The 13,991-nt window shown below is 42.0% G+C and carries 11 protein-coding genes; 1 reads left to right on the top strand and 10 read right to left on the bottom strand.

Going from position 1 to position 13,991, the window contains the following annotated elements:
• Window positions 1–128: 128 nt before the first annotated feature.
• The 10 genes from VGB26_07370 to VGB26_07325 all read right to left on the bottom strand — a co-directional run bounded on the left by VGB26_07370 (window position 129) and on the right by VGB26_07325 (window position 12,489).
• Window positions 129–917, bottom strand: coding sequence for an MBL fold metallo-hydrolase (locus tag VGB26_07370; GenBank protein ID HEX9757607.1), 789 nt, complete (start codon window positions 915–917; stop codon window positions 129–131).
• 43 nt (window positions 918–960) lie between these two features.
• Window positions 961–1,710 carry a hypothetical protein gene (locus VGB26_07365; GenBank protein ID HEX9757606.1) on the bottom strand — a complete coding sequence of 250 codons (750 nt, stop codon included), beginning with the start codon at window positions 1,708–1,710 and terminating at the stop codon, window positions 961–963.
• A 55-nt stretch (window positions 1,711–1,765) separates the two neighbouring features.
• Window positions 1,766–3,502 carry an adenosylcobalamin-dependent ribonucleoside-diphosphate reductase gene (locus VGB26_07360; GenBank protein HEX9757605.1) on the bottom strand — a complete coding sequence of 579 codons (1,737 nt, stop codon included), beginning with the start codon at window positions 3,500–3,502 and terminating at the stop codon, window positions 1,766–1,768.
• Window positions 3,503–3,566: 64 nt separating this feature from the next.
• Complete coding sequence (locus VGB26_07355; GenBank protein HEX9757604.1) at window positions 3,567–4,448, bottom strand: NAD-dependent epimerase/dehydratase family protein; 882 nt, start codon at window positions 4,446–4,448, stop codon at window positions 3,567–3,569.
• A 1-nt stretch (window position 4,449) separates the two neighbouring features.
• On the bottom strand, window positions 4,450–6,063 hold the full coding sequence (locus VGB26_07350) for a GMC oxidoreductase (GenBank protein ID HEX9757603.1): 1,614 nt from the start codon (window positions 6,061–6,063) through the stop codon (window positions 4,450–4,452).
• A complete protein-coding gene (locus tag VGB26_07345; GenBank protein ID HEX9757602.1) occupies window positions 6,060–6,500 on the bottom strand; it encodes a hypothetical protein in 441 nt (146 codons plus the stop codon). The genes VGB26_07350 and VGB26_07345 overlap by 4 nt, the downstream gene beginning before the upstream one ends.
• A gap of 14 nt (window positions 6,501–6,514) precedes the next feature.
• A complete protein-coding gene (locus tag VGB26_07340; GenBank protein ID HEX9757601.1) occupies window positions 6,515–7,204 on the bottom strand; it encodes a glycosyltransferase family 2 protein in 690 nt (229 codons plus the stop codon).
• A 187-nt stretch (window positions 7,205–7,391) separates the two neighbouring features.
• Window positions 7,392–10,076 (bottom strand): 6-pyruvoyl-tetrahydropterin synthase-related protein, encoded by a 2,685-nt coding sequence (locus VGB26_07335; GenBank protein ID HEX9757600.1) that lies wholly within the window; start codon window positions 10,074–10,076, stop codon window positions 7,392–7,394.
• Window positions 10,077–10,279: 203 nt separating this feature from the next.
• Complete coding sequence (locus tag VGB26_07330) at window positions 10,280–11,104, bottom strand: hypothetical protein (GenBank protein ID HEX9757599.1); 825 nt, start codon at window positions 11,102–11,104, stop codon at window positions 10,280–10,282.
• Between the two features lie 143 nt (window positions 11,105–11,247).
• Window positions 11,248–12,489 (bottom strand): plastocyanin/azurin family copper-binding protein, encoded by a 1,242-nt coding sequence (locus VGB26_07325; GenBank protein HEX9757598.1) that lies wholly within the window; start codon window positions 12,487–12,489, stop codon window positions 11,248–11,250.
• Window positions 12,490–12,983: 494 nt separating this feature from the next.
• Here VGB26_07325 and VGB26_07320 point away from each other — a divergent pair, with 494 nt between their 5' ends.
• Window positions 12,984–13,958 (top strand): lysylphosphatidylglycerol synthase transmembrane domain-containing protein, encoded by a 975-nt coding sequence (locus VGB26_07320; GenBank protein HEX9757597.1) that lies wholly within the window; start codon window positions 12,984–12,986, stop codon window positions 13,956–13,958.
• Window positions 13,959–13,991: the final 33 nt, after the last annotated feature.

Here is a 13,991-nt window from a genome sequence, read left to right as displayed (position 1 = left end):
CCTTTTAAGAACAGTATTTTGAAACTAACATACAACCCCCCCTTTGTCAAGATTCTCAATAATCTAAAGGCTTTAGGGCTCTTCTGGCCGAAAAGGAAAAGATAGCCCATCCTTTTCTTTTGTAGCCCTCAAAAAACCAATTTGGGTCCAGCAAATTCCTGATGGGCCAAATAGAGCGGAAGATTTTCATAGGGAGGAAAGGACGTTACTTTTTTGGCGGATAAATAAGCCAATTCCGGATAATTATTGGTGTGACTCAAATGAGCAAGGATTACCCCCTTAAGATTGGGGTTTAAAAGCTCAAACAAAAGGTCGGATGAATCCTCATTAGAAAGATGGCCCCGTTCGCTTAAAATCCTGTCTTTTAAATGGGGAAGATAGGGTCCATGGTGAACCAACTGGACATCATGGTTAAATTCCAAAATAAGAAGGTCACAAAATGAAAGACCTCGGATTATAGGTTTTTCAACTTTTCCAAAATCTGTGGCCACCCCAATTTTGACCCTCTCGGTCATTATCCCAAAACATACCGGGTCAACCGCATCATGGGAAAGAGGAATCGGATCCAAATGAATTTCATCAATTGAAAAGCCTTCCCCGGCCTGAAACTCCTGAATATTAACCAGGGAATCAAAGGATTTACAAACCCTCCTTGTTTTTTCAGTGAGCCAAATCGGAATACCAAAGGTTTTACATAGTTTCTTTGCGGCTTGAATATGATCTCCATGTTCGTGGCTAATGACCACAGCGTTAATTTCTTGCAGGGAGACCCCCAATCCTTGAAGCCTTTGTTGGATCTGGGCCGGTGTCAGTCCAGCATCAATGAGAAGCCGGGTTCTTCCATTTCGAATGTAAACCGCATTGCCCTGGCTTCCACTGCCTAATACACAAACCTCGGTTTTAAGAGAATTCATCATTGATTTGAAGCATACCGCTTTTGTGGGGTTTTTTTCTTTGAAATCACGATTGGCGTTCACCGTGCAGATTTTTTCTCTGGATCCATTTGCTACCATCAGGGGTTAGAAGGAGAACATCAATTGCCCCACCCACATTTTTAGGACGCGCTTGAAACCGCATGGTTTCTATTGTGGTTCGCACAGCATGAATTGAAAAATCAATGGCATCCTGAATCGACATGGCATCCCAAAGGATCGGAGGTCGTTGAACCTTTTCCATTTGGCCATTCGGTAACAGGATTTGAACGGGTTGGAGAAGCGATGCCATAATATCTCCCTGCCCCCCCCATGAGCTTCCAAAAATAATCTCCTGTTTATCAGGGTTCAAATTGACACGTATCATTTCATTTCGGGATACCTGACAATGGAAAACATAAGGCACACTAGACCTTCCTTCCTTTCTAAAACCCGATACATGGAAAGCGGTATCTGCGTTGGGAAACCGTTTTTGGAAATAATCCAACAGTTTTCGAGGAACGTTTAACACATCATCCGTTTCATCTAAATCTTCTTCAGAAAAACGTTTAATATGGCTTTCCGTGGTTACTTTTCCCAAAAGAGATTCTCCGAACGCACTGATTCCGACTTGTTGATAGCTCAAATGAAAGGTCTTAAATACAAAATCAGATAAAATGGTTTCGATCCTGGAAACATCTTTTTCGGGTTGAGCCCGCTCTTCTATATTGACCGACTGCCGGCTATCCGACGCCATGACAATGGCTTCGGGAATGTGAACTGTAATGACAAAAGACATGCTTGACCTCAAAAAAAGGTTAAACCAAAAAATTAGAAAGGAACACCCTTCCGCATTAACAATACTGGACGTTACGGCAACTCAAAACCTGGCGTTCTCGGCTTCCACTTCGATAAACCGTAATTCCTTTACAGCCTTCCTCATAGGCCAAAAGGAAAGCCCCTGCCACATCTTTAGGCGTGGCTTTTTCGGGGAAATTGATGGTTTTTGAGACTGCGTTTTCCGTAAATTTCTGAAAGGCGGCCTGAACCCGAACATGAAATTCTGGTTTAATTTCATGCGCGGTAACAAATAGGGATTGGATCTCAGGGGGGACTTCTCGTACCCCCTGAACGGTTCCCTCTTTTGAAATTTTTTTCATCAGCGTTTGTGAATGAAAACCATGGCGCTTTGCCATCGCCACAAATAAGGGATTCACCTCATACAAAAAAGTGTCATCCAAGGCCAACCGGGTGTAGGAAACTCCATAGAGGGGTTCGATTCCACTGGAACACCCTGCAATCAGACTTAGGCTACCAGTCGGAGCAACCGTGGTGGTGGTGGCATTACGTATTTTTGGAACCCCCAATTTCTCCAGCCGGCTTCCTTTAAAATTCGGAAAGACCCCCCGTTCTTTTGCTAGTTGGATTGATTTTTCCTGTGCTTTCTCTTTGACATAAGACATGATCTGGGAAGCCACCTTCAGGGCTTTTTCACTATCATAAGGGATTCCCAATTGTATTAAAAGATCCGCGAAACCCATTACCCCCACACCGATTTTCCGGTTTCCCTTAGATATTTTTTCTATTTGGGAAAGGGGATACCGATTCACATCAATCACATTGTCTAAAAAATGAACCGCCCCTCGAACCGTTTTTTTTAGTTTTGAAAAGTCAATCTGCGCGGTTCCGAAAATGGTCGAAACCATCCGGGCCAGATTAATGGACCCCAGGGTACAAGCCTCATAGGGAAGTAACGGTTGTTCCCCGCAAGGATTGGTCGTTTCAATGGGCCCCAATTGGGGTGTCGGATGATCTGAATTTATCCGATCCAAGAATAAAAGGCCCGGGTCACCTGTTTTCCAGGCTTGCTTAACGATGAGATCAAAAAGGACAAGGGAACTAACCTTTCGAATTTGCCGGCGTGTTCTTGGATTAATCAAAGAAAAGGGTTTACGTGCTTTAAGCGCCTTCATAAAAAGGTCCGTCATCCCAACGGAAAGATTAAAGTTCGTCAACTCTCGGGGATCTTCTTTCACACAAATAAAATCCAAAATGTCAGGATGATCGACTCGTAATACACCCATATTGGCCCCACGTCGCGTTCCACCTTGTTTAATAACCTCAGTTGTCAAATTATAAACTTTCATAAAGGAAAGGGGCCCACTGGCAATTCCATTGGTACTCAAAACGCGATCATTTCGTGGGCGAATTCGGCTAAAAGAAAACCCAGTACCTCCCCCACTTTGGTGAATTAAAGCGGTATGCTTCACCGTTTGAAAAATAGATTCCAATGAATCCTCGATGGGTAAAACAAAACACGCAGATAACTGTTGAAGCTCACGCCCGGCATTCATTAAAGTAGGGGAATTGGGTAAAAACTCCAAATTTGACATCAACTGATAAAAGGTGCCTGCTGTTTTCCTTTTCGTAGAGGGAGATCCATAGAACCCTTCCGCCGAAGCCACATTCCAGGCCACCCTCCGGAACATTTGATCAACCGTTTCCTTTAAATGTCCTTCCCGGTTTCTTTTCAGGTACCGTTCCCGAAGAATCGTTAAAGCGTTTTTGGAAATTTTTACCTTTTTCCTCATTTTTGTTTTTAAAAGAAAACCTTTTTATTCATTTTTCAATGAGAGAAATTCATTTGGGTTAAAATTAAATGGATGCATCGATTGCCTGTTCAACGTTTTTCACCTCAATTCCGATTTTAGCCAGATCGTGTTGAGATGGCATATGTTTCATTGTCTTTAAACCCAGCAGGTTTTCCGAAGATAAAGGAAGGCGAATTCCCAGTTTCTCAAATATTTGAAGCAAAAATAGGGTAGCACCCATCGGAAAAGGAATAAGGGAGCATCGGGTTTTTAACCGCTGGGCCAATTTTTTAAAAAACTCTTTCATTTCAATACCATCTGGATCTGCCACAACCAATAACCCAGTCAGTCTTTTTTCAAGAGCGTTCTCAATCGCCTTACACAGATCATTGATCTCAATGACTTGAAGAATCTGATGTCCCCCTCCAAAAATAGGCACCACCCCCGATTGACGGATGGTATTCTTCATACGATTAAAGGACCCCAACTCCCCTGGCCCTAAAATAAGGCCTGGACGGATGACCAAATCTCTGGAAAAATCCATCTGCTGTTCCAATGCAAATTTGCTTTTTCCATAGTAAGATTCGGCCTTTTCATGGGCGCCAGTACTTGAAATAAAGACAAATTGATCCACTCCTGCTTTTTTGCTCAATTCATAAACCTTCATGGTACCCACGTGGTTTACCCGATAGGCTAGCTTCCGATCGGTAAGCTTAGTGGTATAGGCACAATGAACCACAGTCTGAGTGCCCTCAAAGGCCTTGGGATCGATTTCATCCGGCAAACTCCCTTTAAACACCTGAATTCCAGGTTGAGAAATGGGGTGATTTTCAGGTGAACGGACCAGGGCCCGGACGGAAAATCCCCTGGCCAAAAAAAACTGACAAAGAGCGCGTCCGAGAAAACCAGCTGCCCCAGTAATCAAAATGGTTTTGGGGGATCCCATTTTATCTATTAAACTCCTTTTTGATAAGCTCCCCAATACGATCTGCATTGGCCATCATCGTAAAGGTCATGGCTTTGGCGGGAAGGTAAGGGAATCCAGAACTGTCAACAATATATACTGATTGGGTTCCCCTGAGTAACCCATCCGCCGTTGTACTCAGCTCTTTTTCCTCATGGGTCATGGGAAGGGTTCCCCCATAATGAAGGGAAGTTCCGTAACCAGGCCAAACTCTCTTCAAGGCCATGCAGCCCAATCTCCTAAAATGACTCAGAATGACCTTCTCGAATTTGAGTTGCTTTTTTCTAACTTCATCCGATAAGGAATAGACAATTTGCATTCGGTCAGGGGACTCTGCGGAACCCGGATGAAGCATACAAAACTTCTCCGAATTGGGATGATCTTCATGATCCAAGGCTAAAATAGCCAAATTGGGAACAAGAATTTTCATGACCCGCATGGCTTCCCGATAAGGAAGCGGCATTTCCTTGATCACCTTAAAATTCAAGAGGGATCGATAAGAGTGAACCCGTCCATAGATCAGAGGTTCACCCCCAGAAGGTGGCCGATACAAAACCGTTAGCTGTGCAAGGCTATGAGTCCTCTTACTGGGTTCTTTTCCAAACATGTTGAAATTAATCATCGGATAATAGGTATAAGGATTACACACAAAGGGAACCCTGACCCCGAATTGATTCAATGAACGTAGGACAATGCGGGTGGTTCCTAAAACCCCCGCCCCCAAAACCAGTTTATGGGTATGATGAGATTGAATTTCGTTTGTTTCAATATTTTTGCTGGTTACCTCGGTAACGCCATCCTTGCCTTCCTTAAAAGAATGGACAAGAAAGGGCCGAAGATATTTAAAATTCGACTGGGTTTGAATCTCTTGGAGCGTATAGGCAGGCCGCCAAACACTTTGGTCCGAATCTCCCCAAAACGCCATATCCAGATATTGCTCAGGCCCTCGGTTTCGATAGGCCTGACTCAGGGCCGCTAATCTGGTTTTACCCATATAAAACCCCATACCGTTAGAGACTTTCTTCCCCTTCAGATATTTTTTAAATATTCCCTTCCCGTTTTCATCCAAATCCAACGGAGGCAACATCCCGTTTAGTTCCCCAATCATAGGGGATAAATCATCCTCCTCTCCGCTGATGCCGATTCGCTCGGCTACCCTTTGGTAAAAAGGGAAAAGGTCCTGATAAGAAATTGGAAATTGGTTAAGATCTTCTTGGGTATATGGAAACGCCCCGGCAGACCACCCACTTGCCATCCCTCCCAAAGCCAAACTCGACATAGGAGAAAAAGTTGTGGATTCAACGGGTGTCCATTGGTTTGTTCCCCGGGTAATATATTGCCGAGGGGGGGTCAATTGTGGACCCACCCGCAATTGATTCAAAGGAACTCCCTCAAACCGATCTCCTAGGAAATACCGGTGCTGTTGGTTGTCTGTTTTCCGAACATCTAAAAATGGAGCGGTAGGAACCAACCCCTTGTAAACCTGGTCCTGGTTTCCTACATCCAGCATTCCCACAGACAACCCCCCCTCCACCAACGGATAAGCGGCATTGACCGCACTGGCTCCAGAGCCAACAATCAACACATCGTAAATCATCTTCCTCTTACTGCAATAGGATAAAGAAAGACCCCCAAAACAACCTTGATCGCTGCCTGTAAACTGTAACGGGCCATTCCATAAAAAAACCCTGGTAGAGAAACCGCTTCCCCAATAAAAAAGGAGGTGTAACAGGGCGAAGCCTCAAGAATGGAAATCATTAACAGTATTTTTTTCCGAAGAAGAGAATTGGGCTGAAATAAACCACACCATGCATCCAGATAGGAAATCGACCAAGAAAACCGACAAACAAAATCCGTTAAGGCCAAATCTTTTTCCGAGTGTGATCCCTCCAAAAGAAAGGAATGACCATGGATATATCTTTGAATAATTTCCGAAGAAGGAACATCAAAAACCAAATAATGGGTAATTACACGACATTCAACCACAAGTTTTGGGTTGTCGTTAACTAAATCAATTGGGTCATCTTTTATCATCCTTTTTCCAATTCTTAACCTGGGGGATTAAGCCATAATCTGAATAATTTTCCAAAACGATAAAACCCCTCATTCAAAAGGTTAAACTTACTCCTGCGTTGATCATCACAGGGAGCGGGAATCTGAACAGTTGAAAAATTATGGCGAACCGCAAAATTTAAAACCTCAATGACATAAAAGGTTCCTCCCTCAATTCGATCTATACACCCTTCGAGTATTTTCTTTTTATAGGCCTTGGCAGCAAGTGAATAATCATCGAAACTCAACCCCAACAAAATCATGGCACAAAATATAAATGATGCACTGGCCACCTTTCTAAGAAGAGACCTTTTCTGGGCCCCCATTCTTTTAGACCCCACAACCAAATCAAAATCTGACAAAAGTTTATTGGCCATTTTTATAAAATTCAAATCCACCGAAAGGTCCATATCAACGGAAATGATATTGTGGTAAGAAGAAAGGGTAATTCCTTTTTTAAGTGCAGAACCAGGGCCTTTATCCTCAATGTGGAAAAATTTAACCTGGGGAAATTTTTCCTGTAACATTAACCCGATTTCCGGAGTCCGATCCGAGGAACCATTACTTCCAAGGATAATCTCATAAGGGGTATCTAATTTCTCAAGGAAATTCATTAATTTTTGAGTATTTTTTTCAAGAATTTCTTCCTCATTATATACAGGGATAAAAACGGTATAAGGGTCCATCTCCCAATCGCACCTTTTTTAAGAATTTTAAAATCCAAGATCAGACTTGATCATAACCATTCTTCAAGGGCAGAAACAACCCATAATGTATGGAGTAAGGCTGAAAGGGGGAAAACCATTCAACCCTTTATGCTTCCCCACAACATGAGGTTTTCCCTTTTATGTTTTTTCTTTCCAAGCCATGGGATTAGCGGGTTCCCTTTTCAGCCAACCGCTGCTGTGCATGTGTCACCCAGGGACTAGCGGGAAAATCGCGAATAATTCTTTGATAAACATCTTCCGCCTCTTCCCAACGGTTCAGGCGTGAATGACAAAGCCCGATATGATACAACGCCTCGGGAACCCAATGGCTCTCAGGATAGTTCTTGATTAAATTCTCAAATTCAACAATCGTCCGAGGATATTGGTTTTCTTTAAAAAAGGTGATTGCATAATAGTACCTCGCGCTTTGGGCGGTTGATGTTTCGGGATACGCTTGGATGATCTGTTCAAATAAAGACCGTGCTTCTCCAAAATTCTCTTTATTATAAGAACTCAAACCCCGTGTGTATAAAATATTGGGATCCGCCACCTTAGATTGCAAAACAAAACCGGTCACCCCCAAAATCAGAACAAAACAGATCGAGAAAAAAACCTTCCATTTATGGTGTTCTATGACCTTGGAAAAGGCCTGGATAAAAGCAAAACTCTGCAGGAAATGTAAAAAACCGGTTTGGCCTTCCCCCAGGCAACTCTGAAATCTTTTATTGAAACGGCTTTCCTTTAACAAGGGAATACTGAGCATTGAAAAAATTAGGCCAATCCCAGTAAGAAAAATCCCCGTTCGCTCCACCCACCCGTTTGAAAATCGCAAAATAATCTTTTCTTGTTCCGGGAAAACTAACATAAAAGACGGGGAAATTAGAAATACCTCAGAGGCCCCCTCTACCTCCCAATTGGGATGGTACGAAATTTTGATCAGATGAGGCTTTCCAATACACGTGGTTTTAAAAAAAATTTCTTCTTTTTTAATTTTCTCTTCAACCTCACAAGGCCCCGGTACCGGAGTTTTGGGTAACCCGTTTATTTCTCCGTCATATAGAATATTTTGAAAGTGCTGATAATGTTTTTTGTTAACCTGATCAGTGAAGACTAAATGAGGATGATCCAAATCATACTGTTTGAACCATCGATAGGAAACCATTTTCCATTTTTTCGTTTCATATAAAACCGGTTCAATCGAAAGGGAAACCACATACCGGTTTTCATTGGAGGTTAATTCATAAATTTCATATTGCCCAATTCTTTTATTTAAAGAAAACTCAGGGTATTTTTTAATTTGGGATTTAACCTCTTCACTTCGAACAATAAAATCTTTGACATTAAATAGTTTCAGGTGCTCGATTCCCTTTTCCAGGTTTAGCGTTGAACAACCATAATCGGGTAATGGGCAGGATTTTTCTTTTGAGATTTCCGATTGAATATAAAAAACAAAGGGAGACGTAATCGAAGACTGCATATAAATTCCCTCTAATGTAGAACGTCCAGAAAAAAGAGGGATCGATTCAAAAGCCCGAAGGGTCCCCATGCTGTTGTGAGCCGAAGCATGTTCATAGACAACTCTTGGATCAGAAACACCTCCCGCAATAAATTGGTTAATCCCGTTGAATACCGGCCAAGAGTGTTTTTTTTCGAATCCGGAATAATTCCAATTGACCCAATCTTTAACCTTTACAGAATGGTGGTCCACCCACAATAAAATGGCAATTAGAAGAACCGGGGCAAAAATCCAAGGGGCTCTTAACCTCTGTATGAATTTTCCAAATTCAATGGCAGCAAGGAGAACCAAAAATATTTGCAAAAAAGGTAAAAACCGAATGTCCACTACATTTACCCGATAGGCAATTAAATAGAAAACCGCACCCACCAAAACACAAAACCAAAAATAATAGATTCTGAGGTCCATTTTATCGATGAAGGATTGAAAAATGAGGTTCAGGGATTGGGAGGTACCTTTCAACCTCCAAAATAAAAAACCCCAATCCAACAACCTCCCGGAAACGGATATTACAACAAAAGGAATGAGGATGACGGGTAAAACCTCAAAGAGGGAATTGATGACCCATACAAAATTATAACGGGTGGTATTAGGCAGGTTAAAGAGTAACGGTAAAATCCATAAACCCATTAAACAAAAACCCAATGAATGGACTTTAATTAAATATCCTAACTTTTTAAAAAATTTCTCGGTCGTAATCAAAAAAAACAGAGAAGCCAACCCAGCAAAAAGGAGGGTATAGCCATGACTAAACCCCGTCAGAGCTATTAAAATGGCATTTCTCAGCACATGTTGTTGAGATTTAATGCCGTTATACATTGAACCGATAAACAATATGCTGAGCGAAAACCCCAGACTATAGGAAAACTCCCCGGCCAACGTACTGAGAATATTTCCACCCCACATGGAATTGGCTTCCATAAAAAGGAAGGGCAGGGTGACCAACGCCCCAAAAATGGGAATTGGAAAGGAAAATTTCATCAACTTAAATGAAAAATAAGCGGAAATGGGGAGCAGAAAAATTCCCAGGACAGTGGTTATTTTAAATGCAATCTCAAGGGATACAAAAAGAGACAGTATAACCGCGATAACAAAAGGAAGGGGGAAATAAAACTGAAAAAGGGGGAACCCAGCATAATTCCCAGGCAACCATCCAATTATTTTACCTTTGGGCAGGAGTTCTTCCCGTAAATACTGTGCCGTATAATAATGGGAAGCGGTGTCACCACCGGTTACAATGGTTTTCAGGAAAAGCAATTTTGGATCGAAGTAAGTAAATAGAAAGGCAAAAATAATCAGAAGGAAGGAGAGATCAATCAGCGGTTCTTTTTTCAAAAACCCAAAAGAGAATGTCCTGTCCCAACCGGACCCGGTCATATGAAAGCCCAGAAAGTATTTCCACCCACAAATAAACCCGGTCCATCCGGTGGGTCAAAAAAGTTGAAAACCCATTATTCCTTCAAAAAAAATAAGAACTAAAAAACTTAATTTTGGAAATTTACCCTCTCAAAACATCCTTTTTGGGGAAAAAAGGTGCCTCAGGGTTTTCGACGACCCTTTAGAAATTTTATGTTGAGGGCCACAAAAACCAAAGCCAGAAAAATGGCAATTCCGATTAAAATATTTTTGTTCTCTTTCAGCAAATCTTTTTTAACAATCTTTATGTTCCCCACCGCGTTTAAATTAAAATGTTTTTCCCCTAAATCATATTCCAAGACCGCATAAACCGTATATTGACTGCCGGGTAAAGCGGAAAAATTCTTTACCTCTAAAGGAATGGTTTCCTCGGCTTTGGGATCTAAATTAATTTCACGTTGAAGATCGCTTGAAGACAACTCCTTTGGAAGAACAAAAAGCATCCGGACGGTTTTGGGTATATCATCCAGGTTTTTTACAATTAATTCGGTATACCCCTTAGAGGAGATTTCCTGGCCTTTAAGAATTCCCAAAACCTTTGAGGAGGTGGCTTCTTGGTAGACAAACGCTGGAATACTTAAAGCAGAAAAAGGATATTGGTTCCCATCGGTATAACTAACAGTGACAACCGCAGGGTACCGCCCAGGGGTTTCCAATTTGAGGGGGGAGATCAGAACCTGTTTAAATGCTTCCTGGACCTTAAGTTCCGGTTTGATATCCGAGGTCAAAACTTTACCCAATATTTCACAGGTAAATTGGACGTTATAGGCTGATTCATCTCCTGTATTGCTTACTTCGATGGAAACCTCAAGGTTACTCCCTTCATATTTAAGGTCGGTTGTGGTGTTAATGGTGATATACCCCCCATGGACAATACCGCAGAATAAAAATATTACCCCAAAGGAAAAAAAGGAACTATTTAAAACTTTCCAAAACAAATTGCCCATCTAAAAATTTCCTAAAAAAAGTTCTCTATTATGGCAAAAATCCCTAGAAAAATAAAGAGCCCAGCTCACTTTGAAGAGCTGGGCTCCATTTTCGAACTCTCAATGATTAATTGAGAAGACTTTGGTTATTTTCAAAAATCCCTTTATGGAACCGTTGTTGTGGTGGTGGTGGTGGTTGTCGTGGTTGTGGTAGAAGTTGTGGTTGAAGTGGTGGTCGTCGTGGTCGTGGTAGAAGTTGTGGTTGAAGTGGTGGTCGTCGTGGTCGTGGTAGAAGTTGTGGTTGAAGTGGTGGTCGTCGTGGTCGTGGTAGAAGTTGTGGTTGAGGTTGTGGTCGTCGTGGTCGTGGTAGAAGTTGTGGTTGAGGTTGAGGTGGTTGTGGTGGTCGTGGTGGTGCTGGTTGTGGTAGTTGCTCCCGTGGTAGTTGTAGGCCCGCCTGTTGTGGTTGTGGTGGTTGTCGGGCCGGTGGTTCCTTGGAAGGTCCCATTACAATTACCGGACAGCACCACAGAGGTTCCTGTGGTACTGACCGCAAGGTCCATACAATTACTGATGTCATTGTCAAATTGGCCAGTGGCCAAAGTGGTTAATCCGGTAATCCCGTTCACCGTAAAGGGAGATGACGCCCCCGGCTCACTGAACCCACCGGTTCCATTCCCCAACAATATCGAAATATTGTCAGTACCCTGGTTGATTACAACGATATCATCATTATTATCGGTATTCGTGTTAAAGCTACCCGTCTTGACAGAAATCGGAGCGCTACCTACCGGCCGGCCTATGCTGGTCTGAAGGCTTAAATTCCCCGCTCCATCTCCCAACAGAATAATGATGTTATTATTGACGCTGTCGGCCACGACAAGATCTAAATTACCGTTATTATTGAAATCACCAGAATCGGAGGAATCCCCCCCATTTCCTGATGGAAGAGTGGTTGTGGTTGTGGTGGCGCTGGTCGTGGTGGTAGTTGCCCCTGTTGTGGTGGTTGTTGTTCCCGCACCTACGTTGACCACCCCATCCATAAACCCGAAATGGAGTTGGCAACGGTAATTACAAACCCCGGCGCTGGGGAAGGTTCTTTGAAAGGTTTGTCCAGCGTTTAGACTTCCTGAATTGAAGGCCGGAATAATAGTGCATGTTCCACCGGAAGAGCTTCCGCTTTGTATCGTATGGGGCGCTGATCCTCCTACAGTCCATAGGACTGTATCCCCCGGTGCAATATTAACGGGGCTTGGGGTAAAAGATAAAGGGCCCCCGGCGCTTCCTGCGGCCACGTTAAAGGTCGCCGCTTCAGAATCCATCGGAGCAAAGATCATGGCAGTTCCAACAACTAACAAACAAAGAATTAAGCCAAATTTTCCTTTTTGACTTTTTTTCCCCTCTCTCATGATCTCTCTCCCCTTTTAAATGACGAAAACCTCGGGCAATTATTTTGACCGATCGGTTTACAAAAGTGATTAGTCAGCTTATTAAAACGTCTAATTGCTAGAAAACCTAGCCCATCACACCTTTTTTAAATTAATGGTTCATAAAATACCCATTTCAAATATCAATGTCAAGAAAAATCATTCCCAAAATTACTTTTTTTTTAGATAGATAGAAGAATTTTGGCTATTTATTCTCTTTCACAAATAGAGAAAATTAATTCCCTCAAGAAGATTTTAATTTCATACAGAAGCTATTCATTTTCTCACCGGTTAACCCTTTTATTTTAAATAAAAAATTGACTCTTGATTCATTGCACCATTACAATTGGGTTCCTTTTAAAAAACATTCAATGGAAATTTTCCTTTTATTTTTAAAAAATTAAACCCCAATAAGTCAGCAATGATTGTTTAGGGTATTTTTTAGATTTTTACCGAATGTATTTTTGGAGAAAATAATGAGCCCAAAAAAATGGATTTTAAATGGACTTCGGATCGGTGCTGGGTTTGCTATTTTGGGGTTTCTTTTCTTTAAAATCGATATCTCTGAATTCATTGAAATCATAAAGAAAGCCAATCTTTCCCTTTTCTTGATTACTCTAATTTCCTATATCCTCGTCCAAATCATTTTTTCTTTTCGGTGGCAACTCCTGTTAAAGGTCTTTCAACTATTTATCCCTTTAATTAGCCTCTTGAAGGCTTACCTGATTGGGCTGTTTTGGACAAACTTAATTCCAACGGCCATTGGGGGAGACGTGGTAAGGGGGTATTATATGTACCGTTATACAAAAAAGGGGAAGGAGGTGGCCATCTCAGTTATTGTTGAACGATTCACAGGGTTTACCGCCCAGGTGTTAATTGGGTTGGTTGCGCTTGCCATTATTTTTAGGTCTCTCCCGGACCCCATGGTTGCATGGGTTATTATCGGGACGACTCTAATCTACATAGTCTCTCTATTTATACTTTTTAATCAAACCATATTCATACTTTCTGAACGTTTACTTCAAAAAATTAATGCCGAGAAGCTTGGCCAAATGGTCCTAAAAATCTATGATGCCATCTCCCTTTACAAATCCGCTCCCATGGTTCTAATTCAAACCGTTTTTATTTCTCTTATGGTTCAAGCAATTACAATTGTTATCTATTATATCCTGTCCCTTTCACTGCATCTATCAATTCCCTTATTCTATTTTTTCCTTTTTCTTCCTATTATCAATATCATATCAATGATTCCCATTACGCCGGGCGGGTTTGGTTTGCGTGAAGGGGTTAGCGTTACCTTGTTTGGCACCATCGGGGTCAGCCAAGCCCATGCCCTTGGCCTTTCCTTGGCTTGGTTTCTGGTAATTGTCCTAACCAGTTTGATAGGAGGGGTCCTCTATTTTCTGAAAGGAACCTCTCCCCCGCCCATCACCCCCCAAAAGCCATTTTAAAAAAATATTATCAACATCTCTTGACACCCTTTA

Source organism: Nitrospiria bacterium (genome assembly GCA_036397255.1).
Taxonomy (GTDB): Bacteria; Nitrospirota; Nitrospiria; order DASWJH01; family DASWJH01; genus DASWJH01.
Note: the sequence above shows the minus strand (reverse complement) of the source record. Positions and strands in the feature narration are given on the sequence as shown.